This is a genomic window from Chitinophaga sp. 9-1-y (genome assembly GCF_059511905.2).
In genome coordinates this window covers 5,536,290-5,556,908 of sequence record NZ_CM197955.1, presented here as the reverse complement: position 1 = coordinate 5,556,908, position 20,619 = coordinate 5,536,290, and the positions used below count along the sequence as shown (strand labels likewise).

Genomic DNA, 20,619 nt, shown 5'->3' with positions numbered 1-20,619 from the left:
AATATATTTTATGGCTAATTCAATTTTTCATTTTTCCAAAAAAGTAAGAAAACCTAAGTAGGAAAAAGGGGGCAATTGTATTTGTTTGGATGTCTTCAATATAGTTCGCCTGTACATTACGGGTGATATTCTTATTTTGTTTTAAAAGATCAGTTCCCTGGAAAGTAATCAACCCTTGTTTGTGTTGAAACAATATTTTGGAGACAGATGCATTGAGTATCCAGATGTTATTGCTGTAAGAAGCAGGTAGACCGGAAGTATAGCTGTAATGGAGAAAAGCACTGATGGTAAATCCAAGAGGAAGATTTAGGTTTCCACTGTATGTGGCACCATATGTCAGATAGTTTGTGTTGCTGTTTACAGGGCTCGAATAATGAATATTGTTATAATTTATGCTGGCAGAAACTAGATAGTCAAACAATTTTGCCTGTTCCGAATTATAGCTAATTGACTGCGCAATTGATAGTTTGTCATTAACATTTTTAGTTTCATTCACATAATTCAGCGATCTCAAGATGGAAGATTTCGTGGCGATGTTAATAGAGTTGGCTCGATTTTTAATAGGTAATCCATTGGCAAAGTCAAAGGTAATGGAATAGCCTCCCGAATGATTAAATGGCTGTGTTACTTGTCTTCCAATAGAGTCAGTTTTTATGTCAGTAGTAATTTGGTCACTATTTAGATTGCCATTAATTGCAAGAAATAGTGATCGTAAGGATTTAGTATCGAATGTATTATATGATAGATTGAATCCATGAGAACTTGCGGGTTTAAGATTAGGATTACCGAGCTTGGGATTTAAAGGATCACTAATATCTGGTAAAGGTTGCAATTGTGTAATATCCGGAAATTGAACTTCTTTTGAATAGCCAAATCGAAGTTGTTTGTTATTGCTGATGACATAATTAAAGTTTAACGAAGGGAGTAATACTGCGCTTTGTAGAGAAATATTTGTCAAATTTGTATTGCTGTTTTTTAGTTCATAGAACAGACTAGATAGCGAAACCGAATAATCGAATTTGTTTTTTTTTACAAACCAGCTTATCCTTTCGCAGTGCTGACTGGCAACGCTTTTGGATATATTGCTCATACTATCAAGGTACTTGTCATATAATCCGTTTGTCATATTGAAGTCGAATGTAGATTTATTATAGGAATCATTTGTGTGGCTCGTGCCGACAAAAAAAGTAATTAACCCATTTTTTTGGATTGGTTCTGTATAGCTAACATAGAACAATGCTCTTTGACTCTGAGTGTTTATATTTATGTACTGATTGATGGTGTCTTCGCTATTTTCTCCAGTAGGAGAAAAGAACGAATTTCTTGATGTGTTAAGTTTCGATCCAACACCTTTATTAGCCGAGTAGCCGATATTAAAGTTTAATGAACGATTTTTTTTTCGGAATCTCTTTTCGTAAACAAAGTTGCTAGATAATGATTTTGTATTATTTTCTTCGCTGTTATTCACAATTCCGTTATTAATGTTTCTACCATTCTGGGTAGAGGCGTATGTATTGGAGAATAAGTTGCTATTGCGACTTAGAAGTGTATTGAAAGAGAAATTTATTTTCTGAAGAGAATCCGGCTTGTAGTCTAATTGAACAGAAATGCCATGATTGTCCATACGATTACTGAGTTTTGAGCCCTGATTGCTTGATAGAATAGAGTCCCCTATAAAGTTTTTTTTGATACTATTTTGCTGTTGAGTATTAAGTTTACTATCCATTAAATAATTGGCATTTACAGTTATTTGCTTGTTTATATCTTCCAAGTAGCTAGCTCCAGCATTCCAAGTTCTTGCTAACCCCCCACTTCCAATATAATTAATATCTGGAGCTCCATTTGTATTATTCCCATTCCCTAATAGTAGTATTTGTTGATGTTCTCTGAATCGGCTTAGATATGTTTTTGCATCGAATAAATCTGATGTGCCGATTGCCGCGCTTAGTTCACCTGAAATTTGGTTTTGCTTGTTTTTTTTGATAGTGATGTTAATGTACTTGGCTGTTTCCCCGCTATTTTGGATGTTTTCAGAACTTTTATTAAACACCTGAATTTTATCAATTAAATCTGACTGAAGGTTTCTACTTATAAGCTTTGGATCCCCATTGCCCAGTGAAGAATATCCGTTAATCATAATTGATTTTACGATTTCACCGTTTATTCGGATAGTCCCATCCTGATCTATCTGAATACCGGGTATTTTTTTGAACAGATCCTCAACAGTCGCATTATTATTGGTTTTGAAATGACTAGCATTAAATTCTATAGTATCTCTAGTAAGTTTAACAGGAGGTTTTGTTTGAAGTATTTCGATCTCGGACAGGCTTATGCCGGTTCTTTTTATATGAAGAATTCCGACATCAATGCTTTCCGTGCCTGGTGCCATTTTTACATTGTACATTAACGGTTGATATCCCATGTATGTAATATACAAAATGAGGTTTTTCCGCGGAAGGCTGTCAAGTATGAAGTATCCATTTTTGCCAGAGAATCCTTGCGCTGCACGAGAAGAGTCTTTGGCATATAAACATATTATTGAAGCATCTGCCAGTCCAGTATTTGCTTCCTCGTCATGTATACTGCCCTTAATTTGTACTATGTAAGGCAACTGAGCGGATGCCTTCAGGGTAAACAGAGCGATGAGTAATAAGATTAATATGTACTTCATGTTGAGGAATTGCCGGTTCCCGTAAATTCTATCATTTAAATGCAGTCGAATTGCAGTGTAGTCAGAAATTATTTATTTTTTGGAACTGTATGTTTTTATAAAAAAAGATCGCTGTGTGGTGATTGCAGTGGCTCACGTTAATTTTGATTTAGTAAATGAAATAACCATTATAGACTACCTGTTTTAATGAATAGAAGCTCAGTAGGCAACACTGATTGTAAGCTGAATTACAAAAACCTCAAATAACATGAACCATGTCAATAATAAGAAGGAATATTACCGGTATTATTTAACATTATAGTCTGCTAGTTCAGAAGTGAGGAACTAATTGCAATAATAATTTATTCCAATTTTTTGTTATCTATTTCACGATATCATCTATGCATAGACGTAGTGTTGCTAGTTACATATACAGTATTAGATTACTAATAATATTGATGCTAAATTAAAAGGCTCGATGAATACATCTGATTTTACAACATCAACATCAGTGGAGGAAAGAGAGATAAGTAATATCTTGCCTACAGTCGTGGGTAGTGATTCTGAAGAAAGAGATAATGTCAAAGGTGGAGAACCATCAGTTGGATTCAAGGATTATATATTTAAAGATCCTGCTAATAGATGGTTTGTGCGTGTCGCTGTTCTGGCTATTTTTATGCAGTTGATTATTTTTAAGTTTTTGTATCCATTTGCTGGGTTCATAAATGGGGACTCTTATGTTTATTTAACTGCTGCTTATCAGAATGCTTTTATTAATACTTATCCAATTGGATATTCAAAGTTTCTTCGCTTAATTAGTGTGTTTACACATTCCGATACGGTAGTTGTGGTGCTGCAGTATGTTTTAATGCAATGCAGTACATTGGCATTGGTGTTCACGTTGTTTTATTTTTATAATCCTACAAAATTAACCCGGATACTATTGTTTGGGGTGATGTTGTTTAATCCTGCTTACTTGTATCTGGCAAATTATATATCCAGTGATTCCTTTTTCCTTGCGCTCAGTTTGGCTTGGTTTACTTTGTTGATATGGATTATGAATAAGCCAAACAGACAGATAATATTAGTAAATGCTGTTGTTCTTTTTGTAGCTTTTACAGTACGATACAACGCATTGTTTTATCCAGTTATAAGTATAGTTGCCCTGCTGTTAGTCAGACGAAAAGTAACAATGAATATTATCGGTTTTTTGCTAAGTGTATTCTTGATTGGACTTTTTATGTGGACAACGACAAATAGGTATGAAAAAGCAACAGGGTATCGGCAATTTACACCGTTTACTGGTTGGCAACTGGCAAATAATGCCTTATATGCCTATCGATTTGTGGATAGTGCTAATAGGAAGGAAGTGCCTCCGAGACTACATAAGTTAGATCAAATGGTACGCAACTATTTCGATTCAAGTAGGGATATAAGAACACACCCCTCAGAGGCATTGATTGCTAGCACAGTTTATATGTGGGCACCAAGTTCTCCACTATCCATGTATATGGAGGGCGAGTTTAAGAATGATTCTACCGCATCTGCATTAAAAAAATGGGCTACAGTTGGACCAATAATGAAAGAATATGGATCGTTTTTGATTAAAAGTTATCCCATTGAATTTGCTAAATTTTATCTGCTTCCCAACGCTGTGAAATATTATGCTCCCCCTGTGGAGTTTTTGGATCACTACAGTACGGATATAGACAGCGTTAATGAAGTGGCGAAGGTTTGGTTTGATTACAAGAGCAATAAAATTAAATGCTATTTCAACGATTTTAATGTGGCAACGCTAGATTTCTATCCTACCCTAACGGGAACTATGAATGTTGTATTGGTGTTTAGCTTGATCAGTTTTGTGGTTTTACGCGGGTATCGATATTGCAATAAGTTGTGGAAAGGGGTAATCTTGTTGATGTCATTGTGGGCAGTGAATTTTGGATTCAGTGTATTTGCATCACCTATTGCTCTTCGATTTCAACTATTCCCTATTTTGATATCCCTGTCTTTTGCATTTTTACTTGTGGAGTTCCTTGTAAAGGCATCGAAAGGTGCATTTGATGGGAAAAAGACACCTTAGGAAGATTCTCATATAGACAGCGCGGAGCAGGTAAAAATATTATAATTGAACAATATTAAAGTGCATATTTAGTATGAAGAAAATTGGTTTATTCATCACTGTTGCATGTGTTCTGACTTTTCTTTCTTACGTAGGCGTGTGTAAGTTAATGGGATATCCTGTTTTTGAAAATGATCGTAAAGCAAGCTACGTTGTTCCTGTTTACTCTGGTAAAGAGGGGGAGCTACTTCCGGACGTGGAGTTATTAATGGTAGATAGTATTACTTATATAAATATTGCAGATATACCCGAAGGGAAACCCACTGTTCTCTTTTACTTCGGTCCGTATTGTCCATATTGCCAGGCGGAAATTGAAAGTATTATAAAGCACATAAAATTATTTCGAGATATACAGATTTATTTACTTACTGCGTATTCATATGCCGAGATGAAATCATTTTATGACAAGAATACAATTAGTAAGTATGACAATATTAAAATCGGTATCGACTATAAATACAAATTTGGTAAGTATTTTAACACAACATCTATTCCGTGCACAGCTATTTATAGTGCCAAAAAAAGATTGAATTCAGTTTACTTGGGGGCCCTTAAGTATGATCAAATAAAGGACGTTTCTGAAATGTAACTTGTTGCGCAACATCGGCGGACTATATCCTTGCAAGTAAGTCGGCCAAGAAAATGGAGAAGCCGAAAACCATTATAAACGAGTAGGCGTGTTTATCAAACAAAGTTTAGCTTTTTGAATTAAAAAGCATCTATCATTATGAAACAAGCAAAATTTGCATTAACAGCAGTAGCTTTATTGGCAGTTATTGGTGGTGCATTAGCATTTAAAGCTAATAGAACTCCTAAGTTTTTCTACAAATATAACACTTCTGTTATTGACGGAGCAGTGACTGGTATTTGTGATCAGAATCTGAGTGTTTCTTTACTTTCTACAACAGTGATTCCTCAGGCTGGTGTTAGAACAACTGTTTCTGCTCTGCCTGCTCAGAAAGTAACTACTTGTACTACTTATGTTGCAGGTAATGACTAATTACTGTTAAGGAGGAAGTTGGTATAGTAATGCCTGGTTCTATCCGAAATCAGTTTCTAAACTAGTAGAGCCGTCCCGAGATCCTGGGACGGCTCTATATTTATAGCAAATTTTACCTGACTCTTAGTAGGCGATATTGCTAATGCCAGGCCTAACTACCAGATAGAGTGTTTGCAGAGGGGGAAATTGTCTCGATTTTTTTTTCGGGAAAGAAATATCATAATGAAATCGTTACGCACCGATCTGCACTAACTTTATATAGATTTTTTATTTAGTCGATGCGTAATTCAGCACGGTAAGAATAATCTAGAAACGGAGTAATTATTATTATTATTATTAAAATACTGGCGTCCCCTATTGTCGCGAATCGATTTCGTTTATGAGGGTAATACTAAATAAGCTTGTATTGTCTACATATGATAGCATTGCGGATAATTTCGATTTTTATTTGTTTATGGCTTGATTAGAGTTGGTTTGTAAATGAAGAAGTCGAGCAAGCAGATGATAGCATTCATTTTTTTTATAATAATGCATTAATAGTGTATTTGTGCGGAGGTATCACGTAAAGAACGGGAGGCTGGTGGTAGTCGTAAACGAGTTGTTATGTTTATCAATCAAGTTTAGTTTATTTAATTTAAAAACATTTATCATTATGAAACGAGCAAAATTTTCATTGACGTTATTAGCCGTGTTAAGTATTATTGGCGGTGCATTGGCATTTAAGTCCAACAGAAATGTTCAAACGTTTTATAGATACAATAGTTCTACTATCAATGGTAAAGTTACTGGCATTTGCGATCAGAATCACACAATAACTCTCCAGTTTACAACAGTACCTTTCCCCTTAGGGCACGAGATACCGGTTTCTGCTAGACCCGCTCAGAATGTAGTTACTTGTACTGCTTATGTGCTTCCAACCATGTAGTTTGGAAATGAAACAGCGCTATCCCATTCTTGTTAGTGTCGATCTCAATTTAGTTCTTAAATGGGACATTCGATACTTGGCGAATAAGTTAGAATCGCGTCAGGATATCAGTATACTTACTGTATTAGAAATGAAGAAGTCGAATATCATTAGAATAATCACTCGTATTTATTAACCAAAGGTTAGCTTTTTGGATTTAAAAAGCATTCACCGTTATGAGAAAAGAAAAATTTGCATTGACTGTAGTAGCTGCATTGGCAGTTGTGGGAGGTACACTTGCGTTTAAAGCTAGTAGAATTCCAAAGTATTTCTACCAATACTCCACTTCTGTAATTGATGGGCGTGTAACTGGTATTTGCAATGGAAATCAGTCGACTACGTACCTGTATACCACCACAGTAGCACCTAACGGCGTCAGAATTACACTTTCTGCATTAACGGCAGATAAGGTTACTACTTGTACTGCTTATATTATTGGGAACGGTTGAATTTACGCTAAGATACAACAGAGTAAGATGTCTATAAAGAGTGTTTTGTGAACGCTTAGTTACTTTATGATTTACATTATATAGGATATGAATTGAGCTTTGAATTGGAGGTGCTGAGTTTGATATAGATGTTTTATTCTGTTTGGATAGTTAAGGTAGTAGGATGGCGTACCCTGCCTTTACAAATATTGACATTAAAGTAAGTGCTCTGAAAACTGTAAATGAGTAGTCGGTTTATTAAGCAGAGTTTTAAGAAAATAGTTATTACTATGAAATATGCAAAAATTGGACTAATAATGCTAGTCGTATTGGCAATTGTTGGGTGGGGTATTGGTGTTTAAAGCAGCTCGGATACCCAGCGTATTTTATAAGTACAATACCTCTGTTATAGATGGACAAGTAACTGGTATTTGGGATCAAAGTCAGACTGCTGTTCTCTTGTCTATAACTGTGCCGGAACTCCTAGGAGCGCGGATTACACTTTCTGCCGCTCCATCGATAAAGGTATTTACTTGTACAACTTATCTTAATCCATATAACTTAATTTTTTGAAAAAAAATCAACATAACAGCAGTTTGGATCTACCTGATGGTTATTGATTAGCTATGTTTACAGTTTTGCATAAGAGATGATGAAAATGGGTAATGCCAATAGGAGAGTAGGCATTGCCCCGGGGCTACTTTAAACTATTTTTGAAAACATGACCAAAGCATGAATCAACTTATTAACTCTGGTTCTCGCAATTTACACAGTTTATGGGGTGGCCCCGTGTAGAAGAAGCTATAATCTCAAGTATCTTAATGTATTCGTTTTCCTTTTGGTGCAATTTACTTTGCGGAATTTAAGGGATACGAATGGTTCATCGCATTATTTGTCATAAATATTGAGGCTATTACATAAAGTGTGTCAGCAAAAAGTTATTTAACTTAAACTGACAATGTAATATGGAAAAGCAAAACTTTGATTTCGAATTCTTCAAGAAGCTAGCAGCTAGTCGTTTGAGGAACAAAGATACGCTTTTTGCACACGACGGGGTTCTAACGCCGCTGCTGAATGAGCTTCTTTGAGGGCACCCTGGATGGTGACTTGGAAGCACATATGGAAGATGAAGGAAAAGACAATAATAAAATGGCAAAGGGCGTAAATTGGTAAAACCGTCCTAGGGTCGGTAGATATTAATTCAGCGTGTGATTGCAGTGGAACATTCTACTCTGATCTTATTCCTAAACATTATAAAATCCTTGGGTAGCCCTGAATTTACAAGAGTATTTCTTTTGCCTCTATGGCGCCAGTTACAGCGATATACGGGAACACCTCATGGATATGTATGGTTTGGGGGCATCTACGGCCACAATAAGCCGTGTTACAGATAAGATTCTATCATTGATACAGGAGTGGCGTAGCCGGCCCCTGGAACGTGTTTATCCCTTTGTTTGACTAGGTGCTATACACTATAAAGTTCGCCATGAGGGGCGAGTCGTCAGCCGTACTGTTTATTACATTATTGGGCTCAATCAGGAGGGCTACAAAGAGTTGCTGGGGATGTATATAGGAGAGAACGAAGGCGCTAAATTCTGGTTACAAGTATTGACCGACTTACAGAATCGCAGTTTGGAGGATATCTTCATTGCCTGTATTGATAATCTTCAGGGCTTTGCCGACGCGATAAAAAGTGTTTTCCCCAAGACCGAAGTTCAGCTCTGTATTGTACATCAGATACGTAATTCCCAGAAATATCTTTCTTACAAAGACGTTAAGCCATTTATGAAAGATCTTCAAAATGTCTACAAGGTGACCACTGCTGACCAGGCAGAACGCAGGCTTGATCAATTGGACTTCAACTGAGGCGATATCCCAAGGTGATCGAATCCTAGCGAAAGAATAGGCCTCGACTCAGTAGCTATATTCAATACAACAAAGACATCCGCGGAATAATGTATACTACAAATATTATTGAAGGCTTCCACCGGCAGCTTCGCGCTGTTACCAAATCAAAAGGCGCCTTCCAGTCGAAGGACGCCCTTATGAAACTCTTATTTCTTGTCCAGGAGAATATATGTGCAAATGGAACAAGCCAGTACACAACTGGAATCAGACATTGGCGCAATTATTAATTATATTTAGTGATCGATTAAAACTTAATCTTTAATCAATCTGACACACTTTATGATACTCCCCTATTTTCTATTCCCCGCAATCATCATCTCCTCCCTATCCACAATCAAACTATCTACAACCCGAACACTCGTTACTACAGGAACATATGTATCCCTGGGAGGCTCTCTCTTCTCACTCCCCATCCAACTAATAAACAACGCCACCATCCCTCCAATCACCACCATCCCCAACGCTATCCTCGCTGTTTTCATAAAAAATAAATTTTACTCCCCAACAATAATAAACGACCCACACGCCCCAGGCGTTGCCGCCAGCGCCACTCGCTTCCCTTTCGTAAAATTAGTCCCCACATCCGGAAGAACACTCTGATAAGGCGTTACCGCCACGGTACATACACCACCTTCGTATAAAGGTTTATAATAAACGTTCGGCGTAAAATACGCCAAGGCGCCGCCAGTCAGGCCGGACAACGCAATCATCATCAATAGAATACGTGCTTTTTTCATAACCTGAATATAGGCGAAACCCCTGCAACGCTAATGCACTCCCGCTTCTTTCATTTTCTCCAGTCCATACTCCATAATGGTTTGTATTACGGGGATGGCGCGCATGCCAACAGCGGTGATTTTGTACTCCACTTTGGGCGGTGCTACGGGGTAGACAATCCGCTCTACCATCCCCAGTTCTTCGAGTTCCCGGAGTTGGGAGGTGAGCATTTTGTGTGTGATATGTGGGATGTCAGCTTTTAGTTCTCCGTATCGCATGATGCGGAGATGTAGTCGCCAGAGGATAGGCATCTTCCAGGTGCCGCCGATATGTTTTAGTGCAAACTCGATGGGCGTATAATATAATTTGCTATCATGAAAAAATTCAGGCATAATTCAAGCTGGTTGTGATGCTTTCAAAAAAGTAAGTATCTCACTTAAAAGTGAACAAGCCGGTAACAGGGCGATACTCCTGCAAATTTGCACAAAAAATAGCAGGATGAAACGAACACTTTATTTATTGGCATTAGGCGTTTTCGGTATTGGTACAACGGAATTTGGGGTAGTAGGTATTTTGCCGCAGGTAGCGGCGTATTTTGATATTACGGTAGACAGGGCGGGGTGGTTATTAAGTGCGTTTGCATTGGTGATTGCGATATTCGGGCCGTTGATGGTATTATTATTCCGTCATGTGGAAAGGAAGAAGGCGATGTTGATGGTGTTGGCGGTGTTTACGGTGTCGAATATCATTTCTTATGCCGCGACCAGTTTTGGGATGTTGTTGGTGGCGAGGATATTACCGGCTTTTTTGCATCCGGTATTTTGGTCTATTGCATTGTCGGCGGCGGCGGGTAGTGTGAGCAGGGAGGAGGCGCCGAAGGCGGTAGGCATCGTTTTCGGCGGCTTTACGGTGGCGAGTGTATTGGGGATACCGTTGTCTACCTGGGTGGCGGATGTATTTACCTGGCGCGCGGCGTTTGGTTTATGTGCGGTGGTGAATATGCTGTCTTTGGTGGGGATGGCGGCGTGGTTGCCAGTGATGCCGGTAGTAGTGCAACACAAAATAGGTACACAGCTAGGTATTTTAAAAAGCAGAAGACTATGGTCAAGATTATTGCTGGCTTGCCTGATGATTTCGGCGATGTTCGCGGGGTATGGATATATGGCGGCGTACCTGGATAGTGTGACGCATATGAGTGGACGTAGTATCAGTATCATGTTGCTGATCTTTGGCGTGGCGGGGGTAGGAGGGAATTGGTTGGCGGGGAAGCTGCTGAGTAAGAGCATCCGGCAAACGACTATCACCTTCATGGCGGCATTAGCAGTAATATATATCATGATCTATGCTGCCGGTGCCAGCGGGCTACTAATGATCCCCGTGGTAGTTGCCTGGGGCTTTATCCACACAGGTGGTTTCCTCATCAGTAATATCAATGTTACTTCGGCGGCGCCGGAGTCACCGGAATTCGTGAACAGTATTTTTACATCGTGTGGGAATACAGCGGTTACTGTCGGGACCACTGTAGGGGGCCTGACGATCGCCCATGCCGGTGTGCAGAACATTCCCTGGGCAGCAGTAGTGTTACTACTGTCGGCTGCTGTAGTATGGGTACGCAGTAAATGATAACAGTAACTTAAAATCCCTGCTCCCGCAAATCGACTATTTTGCCCCCGCGTTGTTTAAAAGACTACCCATGCAATCCAGTGAAGATATCGAGTTGCTGAATCTTATCCGTGCCGGTGATCAGAAAGCATTTGAAAGGTGTTTTAATCGTCATTGGACGGTGTTATATGCTTTTGCGTGGAAAATCCTGGGTAGTGCAGATGATGCCAAGGATGTGGTACAGTTGGTGTATATCTCGCTGTGGTCACGGCGGGAGCGGTTACATATTAAAGGCCCGCTGGAGAACTACCTATTGCAGGCGGTGCGGTTTCAGTCGCTGAAGAAGCTGCAGGAAATCATGAACCGGCCGGAGGAGTTGGAGCGGGTGCAGGAGTATATTCTGCCGGTATTAAATGATATCTGGGAGAAGATGGAGGAAGCGGATGTATTCAGGGAGATAGATGAACAATTAAATACGTTACCGGTAAAAACCCGGGAGATATTCTTGTTAAGCCGTCGGCATCATTTGTCGGTGACGGAGATTGCCCAAAAATTAAATCTCTCCGAGAAAACAGTCAGAAATCAGTTGCATATGGCGCTGAAGGCCCTGCGACACCATATCGCAGTGGCGATGTTACTGATAGAATTTATCAGTTAATAATTCCTTAACGTACTTCTTCGGGACAAGGACCCCTTGTAAAGGAACATATCTATAGAAGCATGTTCCGGATGAATATTTCACAGTTTAAAAGAATGATCGATAACTACCTGGCGGGGAATGCCTCCCGCAAGGAGGCCGCGGTGTTGCAGCAATGGCTGGATAAGGCCATGGCGGAAAAGGAGTTGCCGGCAGATGCAGAGGCGCATCGGGAGCAGGTGTTGGACAACCTACGTTTAGCCATATACGAACCGCGCAGGATCAGTTTCTGGAAGTATGGGATGGCGGCGGCGGCGAGTGTGTCGTTGCTGGTGGCGGCCACGGTATACCGTTTTGAGCTGCAGGACTGGCTGAATCCCGTACCTATTGAGCGGGTAACGGCGTTGAAGTACCAGGTGAAGAAGGTGATATTGCCGGATAGTTCGGTGGTAGTGTTGAATGGGGGAAGTACCATGATGTATCCGAAATATTTCCGTGGGCGGCAGCGCAGTATCAAAGTCAATGGAGAAGCCTTTTTTGATGTAACGCCGGAGTCGGCGCCATTTATTATTACGGGGCCTAATCTGAAAGTACAGGTACTGGGTACTTCGTTTGTGGTAACGGATAGTATTGGCATCCAGTCGCCGAAGGTAAGTGTGAAATCGGGCAGGGTAGCGGTAACAGCGGAAACCGTAACGCGGCAATTAGGAGCAGACGAAGAGTTGGTATTTAACAAAGAGCAGCAACAAATAAAAATATACAGCCACCAGGAGGTGAACACCGGGTGGATCAGTAACAAGTTAATATTTAATGAATCGGCGTTATCAGCGGTATTTGGGGAGATAGAAAAAATGTACGGGGTAAAAATTAGCTGCGGAAGCCAGGCGACGGCAGGGCTGAAGTTTACGGGTGCTTTCGAGGAAGCGGATACCCTGGATGATATCTTAAAAGTAATTTCCCTTTCCTATCGGTTAACTATTCATAAAAACAAGGACGGAACCATTTTAATCAAATAGCATCACAATAGTAGCAGAAGTGAAGCCTGGCACACCGCCATGGCTAACGGCTGCTCATTGTCCAAACTCAGACTAAAAGCTAACTGCTAAAAGCTAAAAGCTAAATCATCAAACGAATGAAGCAAAAAATTTTACACGGATGTATGTGGATCCTGCTGTTGGTGACGGTCCCGGCGATGGGGCAGGTCAACGTTTTACAGCAGAAGATCAACATCAGTTTCAGGAATGAGGGCATCACCAAATGTTTCTCCCTGTTACAACAAAAAGGAGGGGTCACCTTCTTTTATAATCCCGCCGATATCAAGGTGCTGGATAAAAAATATAATGTCGATCTGAATAATAAAACGGTGGCAGAAGTACTGGGTTACCTGTTGCTGAATACAGGGCTCGAGTATGAGGCAGTCGACGGCAAAAAGATTGTGATCCGCAAAATTGTAATAAAAGAAACGACTGCTCCCCGCAAAAGAACCATTAGCGGGATGGTCACAGATGCGGTAAAGAGTACGCCGGTAGCTCATGCGGAGATCATGTCGCAAAGCACCGGGCATGTAGTTACAGCAGATGAATCCGGCCGTTTTTTCATCGACGTGAAAGATACCAGTGATGTGCTGGTGGTGTATTATGTAGGGTATGCCACCAAAATGGTAAAGGCCGGAAATCTGCCTGTATTACAGGTGCTGCTGAAATCCGACAGCAAAACATTGGCCGCCGTAACGGTAGATGCCCGCAGACGCGCCAATACAGAAGTGATGATGCTGAACGACCGTAAAAATTCAGCGATGATCTCTGACGGTATTTCCGCGCAGAACATCGAGAAAACAGCGAGCATCACTACTACCCAGGCGCTGCAACGCGTGTCTGGGGTAACGGTAACAGACGACAAATACGTAGCTATCCGCGGATTGGGCGATCGTAGTGTCATCGGTCAGCTGAATGGTATTCGCCTGGCCTCTTCAGATCCGGATAGAAGTGCTATTCCGTTGGACCTGGTGCCTGCCGGCTTGCTGGACAACATCACCATCTATAAAACCACTACTTCCGATAAACCTGCCGATGCTGCCGCCGGTATCGTGGAGCTGAAAACAAAGTCGGTGCCGGATCATCAAACACTGAGCATCACGATTCAGTCGGGTATGAACTCACGGACAGGCAACTACGTAAACAGTTTCTATAACAGCGACATGGGCTTTCTCGGAGATAAAGTAAAAGGGAAAGGATTGTCTAATGATTTCCAGCAGTTGTCGTCCCAATACCCTAATGGCCTGGGCGACATCCAAAGCAAAATCGCCAACAGCCGCAATGACCCGGCTATGCTGGCAGAAGCCAACCGTATCAACAAAGTGATGCATGGCTTTGATCCCGTACTAACCACTAAATATAAAAAGACGCCGCTGAACCAGATTTATTCTATTACCTACGGTAACAGTTACACGGTATTTAAGAAACACCAGGTAGGATTAATTGCCGGCGCCAACTATTACAGCCGCACCAACGATATCTATGATGGATCGCTGACCCAGTATAGTGTATACCAGGGCGTGTTAACGGGTAACAGCGCATTGTACAGTCCCCGCGTGATTCCTAACTATATTACCCCGAACAACATTAACCTGGGGAAGTACTTAAATTATAAGGAAAACACCGGTACACAAACACTCAACTATGGATTTTTGGGTGGACTGACCTATCGCTTTAGCCCGCAGCACGAAATAAGTATGCAGTACCTGGGCAGCCGTGGTGCGGAAACAAGGGCCAGCAACCTGCATGGCGCCTATGAATACACGGGTTTGCCGGGTAAGGTATACAACCTGATTTATTCCCTGCGTCAAAGCTATCGTACGCTCAACACATTCAACTTACAGGGGGAGCATAAGTTCGGAAAGAATGAATATGCGCCGAAATTGAGTTACAACATGGCTACTTCTTCTTCCACACAGGATGATCCGGATTATCGTTTTGTGAACCTGGCCGATTACCGTATCAATGGAGGAAGTACGTATCCGGGTCCTTCAGAAACACCAGGAACCCTGCCTCCAGTAAATGCTTCGCCTAGTTTATATTCGCTGGTATCCGGTTATGTAAATGGCTATGGCCCGTATGGTATCATCCAGGCCGATCCGAATGGGCGTCGTTTCCGTCACCTCAAAGAAGAAAACTATAACTACAAAGCAGATATCACGATCCCTTTTAAAGCCCTGAACAAAAAGCAGGACTTCAAAACCGGTGTGAACTACCTGCATAGAAGAAGAAGTTTTGGCGAGAATGTACTCTATCTCCCGGGATCTAACTATGGTACCGGTGGGGCATTGCCTTTATACGAGGTAAATGGTAACCTGGATCAGCTGGTAGGATATGATCGTATTGGTATTCGTCCGCCTTCGGCGTATAACGAAGAAGGAGCGCCCCGTGTTGGTGCCTTTCTCTATAATATCCAGAAATCGCCTAACAACTATAAAGGCTACTACGAAACACGTGCGTTCTATGGTATGCTGGATTTGCACCTCACAGAACAGTTACGCTTCACCGGCGGGGTGCGTTTCGAAATGACGGATATACAGGCGGCCGTAGATACGTCTAATGTATTCCTGGATCCCTCCATTACCGCTAAAGACGCCAGCGGTAACAAAGTGAACCTGGTGTACACGGAGCCTAATTCCATCTACAAAACAGATTACGAGCCTTACTACTCTGCTAACCTGACCTATACACTGAATAAAAATATGAACTTCCGCCTCGGCTACAACACTACGCTGGCAAGGCCTGAGCTGCGGGAGCTGACAAATGTATTCGACTTTGATCCTTTCCAGTTTGCGCTGGTAGTAGGTAACCCGAAGTTAAAGAACCAACAGACGACGAACTACGATTTCCGCTGGGAATGGTTCCCGCGTCCGGGAGAAGTAATTTCTGCATCGGTTTTTTATAAAGAAATCAATAACCAGTTAACAAAAGTATTCAAACAAAATTCCGGCGGACTGGAAGCCCGCTTCCCGGAGTTTCCGGCTATTGAATTCCAGAACGATCCTAACAAGGGTAAGGTATACGGGATAGAGCTGGAGGTAGTAAAGAACCTGGGCATCCTGGCGCAGGGCATGAAGAATTTTTCACTGGGATCTAACTTATTGCTGGCACAAAGTGAGATTAAGAAAACCAAAGAACGACTGGAATCTTCCCGCGCCATCGATCGCCGTGCGCCGGCTAACAGCCCGCTGTTTGAGCAGGCCCCTTATTCCGTGAACGTATTCATGAACTATAATAACGCTAAAACCGGAACAGATATCACCACCACGTTCAACATGGTAGGAGAGCGGTTGATACAGGTAAACCTGGATGGGACGCCGGATCTGTATTCCAGGCCTAACCCGGTGTTGGATATCGTGTTTTCCCAGCAGCTGCTGAAACGCTTACAGTTAAAAGGTTTCGCTAAAAATATTTTAGACCGTCCGGTAGAAGAAGTATATGCCAACCCGGGCACCGGTGGAAATTTTTATGGAAAGAAATATGTACGCAGAAGTTTTTACCGCGGAACAGAATTTATGCTGGGATTGACTTTCAACCTGTAAAAATTTGAATGATGAAAATGAAAACTACTTATATACTTGTTGCGGCGGCAGTTTTATTGAATGCTTGCAGCAAAAAACTGGACTACACCTACGATAACCGGGTGGTACAACAGCCGATGACGCCCTCTACGATCCGCCTCATAAATTTGGTGGGGGCTACAGAGTTGTCGGTAAATGGTATACAACTGACCAGCTACCAGTTACCCGATGGGGAAGGCTATTATGGTGAGAAACAAACTAAGGGCACCTTTTATTTCCCGGAAAATGGTCGGTTGGGTACCACCTATACCATTCCACGGGAGTTGGTAAAAAATGGCTGGGCAGATAGTATTATGTTCAGCAGTTTATCTCCCCGGAATTATGTGCCACCGGCACGGCCATTCCGTGCAAAAGACGATGATGCACATCCGAACGATTATTACTATGTGCGTTTTCGCCCTCATACGGCCGGTTTGATGGACTCTTTGTTTGTAGTGCCACGGGGTATATCACCGGCGGCAGATCCGGCCGGATTTAAGATCCGGTTACTGAATCTCAGTTCTACGATTACGGGTAGTATTCCGCCGGGAATTTATCGCACCGGCCCGATGTCAGTCACTCTGGCAGATGGTACCAATGTACCCGGACTGAGCAACATTGCGCCCGGTCAGTACTCCGACTATGTGGACCTGCCTTATGGTACTTACCAGTTCAGGGTATTGAATAATGAAGGTAAACAGGTACCGGCAGCGAATAGCCTGTACAATATCCTTAATCCTGTTACCGGAACCCTGATGGATGTTTGGGGCGTCCCCGGCATTGGTAATTATAAGGATACCTGGTTAACCTATGCGCCGGTGAAGACGTTTCAGCCGGGAGGTATTTATACCATTGTGGTATCCAATACCTATGACGCCAATATTCCGAATGGTGGCCCCTCGGGGGAAACCTATAAGTCAGAAAACAATACGTTCCGCATCCTCGCAGATATTGCGGAGCCGGTAAACCTCACCTACGCCCGTTTACAGGGGATTAATGTGGCGGCTGGCAAGAAAATCACCTGGCAGGTAGACGGACAACCTTTGGGGGATGCCCTCACTTTTGCCAAACAAACCAACTATGCCCGTTACATAACGGGTAAGCATATAGTAAAAGCTTTGGGAGATGATGGTAAAGTAGTAGCTGAAAGCAGCATCGATCTGCAGCCCGCTGATAATCTCACGGCCTGGTTGTATACCCGTAAAGATGGTAATACCGCCATTACGTTTGTAGCCAATAATCTCAGTGGTAAGTATTACGATGGCAACGCCACCGACAATGGTAGCTGGAGTTCCATGAAAGATATCTACCCTTCCTGGATCCGTTGCATGAACTTCTGCCCCGACCTGGATGAAGTAACCTTTACACAGAACGATGGCCAGCCCTTACCTGGCTTGTCTGCCGCTTCACAGCATATTTACCAGGGCAGGCCGGTAACGGACGTACCGTATGTACAGTTGCCGGTTAATTTTCCGCAAAGACTACTGGCCTATGCTTCCGCCCCCGGCGTTACACCCGGCGACTGGCTGACAGGGATTGCGCCGCTGAAGAGCCGTGATTTTATTGCCCGTCCTGAATTATATAAAACACCGCTGCTGCCACAGAGCGAGCCAGGCATTTATACCGTGGCGCTGGTAGGTAGCACCGCTGCCAATGCTATAGAAAAAGCCCGGATGATTATTGTGAAACATAACAATTGAGTCGTTTTATGAACTATAAATATTTTTTACTACCCCTGTTGCTCACCGCGCTGTTGTTTAGCAGTTGCCGCAAAACAGAATATGCGGAGTTGAGTAGTCCTGCGTATCTGCGGGTATTCAACTGCCTGGAATTTGTACCTACACTCAACAATAAGGATGTGCCACAACCTTTCCTGGCCTTCCTGATAGATCCCGTAATGGATGATTATGGAGTACCGTTAAGTGCGGCTATTACCGGCGATTTCCTGCAACGTCGCGCCGATTGGGCCCGCCCTTATCCTGATGCTGCCAGCAATGTACTCTGGCAAAATGAATATCCGGGTACCAGGAGAGTACTGGCAGCGCCCATTGTGAATGGATATGATTTATCGAGCTGGGCGCAGGTGCCTTCCGGAAAACACCGCATTGTGTTCCGCACCAGGCCCCTGAATAATACGCCGTACTTCGAACTGGAAAAAACAGAAAGAGGTATTACCCTGGTTGATACCACTATTAACCTGACAGCCGGAGAGGTATATACCATGCATGCATTGCTGGAAGACTTTACCAGTCAACGCCCTATGATGTATCTGCGTAATGAAACTTTTCAGAAACAGCCATTCGCGGACTCGTTGGTGTATGTGAATTTCTACAACCTCAGCGCGAATGACTTCTTTACGAAAGGGCCCGATGTATTACCAAATGTGGATATCGCTAACACGAAGCTGAAAGATACCATGAATGTGTATTACACGCTTGGCAAACAGGCCAATAACATCCTTACAGCACTCCCCGGATACAAAGGGATACCGATGGGACAAATCACACATTCCCTGCAACCAATTGTAGCACCTTATTATAGCTTCCCGCTATTCCCGGATAGCAGCAGTAATAAAATCTTTACGGGTAATATGTACCAGGCATTTGGCTATTATGCGCCCGGTCTTTCGCCGGACAATATGACCTATCCCGGTTTCCTGCCGGTAGGGGCTTACTCCGCTGTGATTATGGGAGACTATGGGTCATTAGGACGAAATACTTATTACCCTTTTAACGTGAGATGTGATTTGCGTACAGGGCTGGTGGTAAGTATTCACTCCGGTACTACTAATCCACGGTCGTTTGCTACGGTAAATACGGTGGAGTATATCAACAGACGCTTTTATATCACCACTATCCAGCGCAAGTTTGCACCGCCTGTTTATTAACGTCTTTATTATTTTAATATGTTGAATACCGCTATCATAAAACAGCTCGTCGCCGGTTTACTTTTACTGGTACTCCTGGCAGGCTGCCGGAAAGACAACCTGCTGCCGCCGGTGGACCGAACTACTTCACCGCGCCAGATAGGCGCCTTTATTGAAAATAACTACGACCTGAGTATCCTGGCCGCTGCATTGAAGAAAACCAACCTGCTGGATACACTGAATCAGGCAGGCCCTTTCACGTTTTTTGCACCCGATAATAATGCTTTCAATAGCATGGGTATTAAAGGCGTGGAAGATGTAGCCAACATGAATGTAGATAGTCTGCGTTTCATGCTCCGTTATCATATGATCCGCAACCGCTATTATACCACCACCTTCCCGCAACAACTGGATAGCCGCTATATGACATTGGCAGGAGAGGAAGTATATATCTCTACCGCACCTGGTGTACAGTTGCAACCTGATAACGACATGTTTGTAAACGGTGCGCTGATCTACAAGGAAAGCAGGCGTAATATTCCCTTAGCCAATGGGGTATTACATATCCTGGCCAAGCCGTTGAAATTTACCCGTGCTACTGTACAGGATTATATCGCTGCTGATACCAGCCTCACCTTGTTTGCTACCGCAATGAAACAATTCAAATTGTGGGATGGACTCAAAACAAATAAGCCACTCACCGTATTTGCGCCAGCCAACAGCGCTTTTGCCAAATATGGTATCACCGCAGCCAAAATTGGGGCGATGAATCCGGATGATTATAAAGCAATTGTTTTTTCCATCTATGCGATTGACATGAGGAAGATACACGTTTTTTCTACGGATGGTTATCTTATCAATGGTAGCTCCGTGATATCGGAAAACGCTATCCAGGTAGGAGGCTACGCTATCGCGCCAGGATATGTCTACTATTCAACAACAGGCGAACAGAGTACGATCACCGTTACAAAATGGAAAAATGCCGCCTGGTTCCCTAATGAAGAAGGGCCTTTTAATCTAAACTATAAAAACGGCCTCGCCAATGCGGATCATCTGACCAGCAATGGTATTGTACATGTGGTAGATGACCTTTTCCTGAATCCGGATTTAATGAAGCGATAAAAATGAAAA

15 protein-coding genes and 1 pseudogene are annotated in these 20,619 nt (G+C 42.4%); 12 read left to right on the top strand and 4 right to left on the bottom strand.

From position 1 onward, the window contains the following. Positions 1 to 19 precede the first annotated feature (19 nt). On the bottom strand, positions 20 to 2,671 hold the full coding sequence (locus AC5ZC7_RS21880; protein WP_496158917.1) for an outer membrane beta-barrel protein: 2,652 nt from the start codon (positions 2,669 to 2,671) through the stop codon (positions 20 to 22). Between the two features lie 457 nt (positions 2,672 to 3,128). Between AC5ZC7_RS21880 and AC5ZC7_RS21875 the strand changes: the two genes are divergently transcribed. The 5 genes and pseudogenes from AC5ZC7_RS21875 to AC5ZC7_RS21855 all read left to right on the top strand — a co-directional run bounded on the left by AC5ZC7_RS21875 (position 3,129) and on the right by AC5ZC7_RS21855 (position 9,334). Next, positions 3,129 to 4,733: a hypothetical protein gene (locus AC5ZC7_RS21875; RefSeq protein ID WP_496158918.1), complete on the top strand. Its 1,605-nt coding sequence runs from the start codon at positions 3,129 to 3,131 to the stop codon at positions 4,731 to 4,733. 73 nt (positions 4,734 to 4,806) lie between these two features. Next, positions 4,807 to 5,361 (top strand): redoxin domain-containing protein, encoded by a 555-nt coding sequence (locus AC5ZC7_RS21870; protein ID WP_496158919.1) that lies wholly within the window; start codon positions 4,807 to 4,809, stop codon positions 5,359 to 5,361. A gap of 138 nt (positions 5,362 to 5,499) precedes the next feature. Further along, complete coding sequence (locus AC5ZC7_RS21865; RefSeq protein ID WP_496158920.1) at positions 5,500 to 5,772, top strand: hypothetical protein; 273 nt, start codon at positions 5,500 to 5,502, stop codon at positions 5,770 to 5,772. Positions 5,773 to 6,912: 1,140 nt separating this feature from the next. Then, on the top strand, positions 6,913 to 7,185 hold the full coding sequence (locus tag AC5ZC7_RS21860; RefSeq protein WP_496158921.1) for a hypothetical protein: 273 nt from the start codon (positions 6,913 to 6,915) through the stop codon (positions 7,183 to 7,185). A gap of 944 nt (positions 7,186 to 8,129) precedes the next feature. Then, a pseudogene (locus tag AC5ZC7_RS21855) lies at positions 8,130 to 9,334 on the top strand (IS256 family transposase). 28 nt (positions 9,335 to 9,362) lie between these two features. Here the strand turns inward: AC5ZC7_RS21855 and AC5ZC7_RS21850 are convergent. From AC5ZC7_RS21850 to AC5ZC7_RS21840, 3 genes are read right to left on the bottom strand one after another with little or no spacing between them, the layout of a single operon-like run. Continuing rightward, complete coding sequence (locus AC5ZC7_RS21850) at positions 9,363 to 9,554, bottom strand: hypothetical protein (RefSeq protein WP_496158922.1); 192 nt, start codon at positions 9,552 to 9,554, stop codon at positions 9,363 to 9,365. Positions 9,555 to 9,566: 12 nt separating this feature from the next. Continuing rightward, positions 9,567 to 9,809: a hypothetical protein gene (locus AC5ZC7_RS21845; RefSeq protein WP_496158923.1), complete on the bottom strand. Its 243-nt coding sequence runs from the start codon at positions 9,807 to 9,809 to the stop codon at positions 9,567 to 9,569. Positions 9,810 to 9,839: 30 nt separating this feature from the next. Beyond that, positions 9,840 to 10,181: a winged helix-turn-helix transcriptional regulator gene (locus AC5ZC7_RS21840; RefSeq protein WP_496158924.1), complete on the bottom strand. Its 342-nt coding sequence runs from the start codon at positions 10,179 to 10,181 to the stop codon at positions 9,840 to 9,842. A 106-nt stretch (positions 10,182 to 10,287) separates the two neighbouring features. Between AC5ZC7_RS21840 and AC5ZC7_RS21835 the strand changes: the two genes are divergently transcribed. The 7 genes from AC5ZC7_RS21835 (at position 10,288) to AC5ZC7_RS21805 (ending at position 20,610) form a co-directional block, all read left to right on the top strand. Beyond that, positions 10,288 to 11,412 carry an MFS transporter gene (locus tag AC5ZC7_RS21835; protein ID WP_496158925.1) on the top strand — a complete coding sequence of 375 codons (1,125 nt, stop codon included), beginning with the start codon at positions 10,288 to 10,290 and terminating at the stop codon, positions 11,410 to 11,412. Positions 11,413 to 11,482: 70 nt separating this feature from the next. Beyond that, complete coding sequence (locus AC5ZC7_RS21830; RefSeq protein ID WP_496158926.1) at positions 11,483 to 12,049, top strand: RNA polymerase sigma-70 factor; 567 nt, start codon at positions 11,483 to 11,485, stop codon at positions 12,047 to 12,049. Between the two features lie 62 nt (positions 12,050 to 12,111). Continuing rightward, on the top strand, positions 12,112 to 13,044 hold the full coding sequence (locus tag AC5ZC7_RS21825; protein ID WP_511911269.1) for a FecR family protein: 933 nt from the start codon (positions 12,112 to 12,114) through the stop codon (positions 13,042 to 13,044). Positions 13,045 to 13,160: 116 nt separating this feature from the next. Continuing rightward, the gene (locus tag AC5ZC7_RS21820; protein ID WP_496158928.1) at positions 13,161 to 16,604 is read left to right on the top strand and encodes a TonB-dependent receptor domain-containing protein; all 3,444 of its coding nucleotides are present in this window, start codon (positions 13,161 to 13,163) and stop codon (positions 16,602 to 16,604) included. Positions 16,605 to 16,621: 17 nt separating this feature from the next. Continuing rightward, positions 16,622 to 18,322 carry a hypothetical protein gene (locus AC5ZC7_RS21815; protein WP_496158929.1) on the top strand — a complete coding sequence of 567 codons (1,701 nt, stop codon included), beginning with the start codon at positions 16,622 to 16,624 and terminating at the stop codon, positions 18,320 to 18,322. A gap of 8 nt (positions 18,323 to 18,330) precedes the next feature. Further along, positions 18,331 to 19,509 carry a hypothetical protein gene (locus tag AC5ZC7_RS21810; protein ID WP_496158930.1) on the top strand — a complete coding sequence of 393 codons (1,179 nt, stop codon included), beginning with the start codon at positions 18,331 to 18,333 and terminating at the stop codon, positions 19,507 to 19,509. Between the two features lie 18 nt (positions 19,510 to 19,527). Continuing rightward, a complete protein-coding gene (locus AC5ZC7_RS21805; protein WP_496158931.1) occupies positions 19,528 to 20,610 on the top strand; it encodes a fasciclin domain-containing protein in 1,083 nt (360 codons plus the stop codon). Positions 20,611 to 20,619 lie beyond the last annotated feature (9 nt).

Excerpts from the sequence above, each read along its gene's own strand:
- AC5ZC7_RS21850 (WP_496158922.1), bottom strand. The coding sequence starts at position 9,554 with ATGAAAACAGCGAGGATAGCGTTGGGGATGGTGGTGATTGGAGGGATG.
- AC5ZC7_RS21860 (WP_496158921.1), top strand. The coding sequence starts at position 6,913 with ATGAGAAAAGAAAAATTTGCATTGACTGTAGTAGCTGCATTGGCAGTT.
- AC5ZC7_RS21840 (WP_496158924.1), bottom strand. The coding sequence starts at position 10,181 with ATGCCTGAATTTTTTCATGATAGCAAATTATATTATACGCCCATCGAG.
- AC5ZC7_RS21820 (WP_496158928.1), top strand. The coding sequence starts at position 13,161 with ATGAAGCAAAAAATTTTACACGGATGTATGTGGATCCTGCTGTTGGTG.
- AC5ZC7_RS21845 (WP_496158923.1), bottom strand. The coding sequence starts at position 9,809 with ATGAAAAAAGCACGTATTCTATTGATGATGATTGCGTTGTCCGGCCTG.
- AC5ZC7_RS21810 (WP_496158930.1), top strand. The coding sequence starts at position 18,331 with ATGAACTATAAATATTTTTTACTACCCCTGTTGCTCACCGCGCTGTTG.
- AC5ZC7_RS21835 (WP_496158925.1), top strand. The coding sequence starts at position 10,288 with ATGAAACGAACACTTTATTTATTGGCATTAGGCGTTTTCGGTATTGGT.
- AC5ZC7_RS21805 (WP_496158931.1), top strand. The coding sequence starts at position 19,528 with ATGTTGAATACCGCTATCATAAAACAGCTCGTCGCCGGTTTACTTTTA.
- AC5ZC7_RS21870 (WP_496158919.1), top strand. The coding sequence starts at position 4,807 with ATGAAGAAAATTGGTTTATTCATCACTGTTGCATGTGTTCTGACTTTT.
- AC5ZC7_RS21880 (WP_496158917.1), bottom strand. The coding sequence starts at position 2,671 with ATGAAGTACATATTAATCTTATTACTCATCGCTCTGTTTACCCTGAAG.
- AC5ZC7_RS21865 (WP_496158920.1), top strand. The coding sequence starts at position 5,500 with ATGAAACAAGCAAAATTTGCATTAACAGCAGTAGCTTTATTGGCAGTT.
- AC5ZC7_RS21815 (WP_496158929.1), top strand. The coding sequence starts at position 16,622 with ATGAAAACTACTTATATACTTGTTGCGGCGGCAGTTTTATTGAATGCT.
- AC5ZC7_RS21825 (WP_511911269.1), top strand. The coding sequence starts at position 12,112 with ATGTTCCGGATGAATATTTCACAGTTTAAAAGAATGATCGATAACTAC.
- AC5ZC7_RS21830 (WP_496158926.1), top strand. The coding sequence starts at position 11,483 with ATGCAATCCAGTGAAGATATCGAGTTGCTGAATCTTATCCGTGCCGGT.
- AC5ZC7_RS21875 (WP_496158918.1), top strand. The coding sequence starts at position 3,129 with ATGAATACATCTGATTTTACAACATCAACATCAGTGGAGGAAAGAGAG.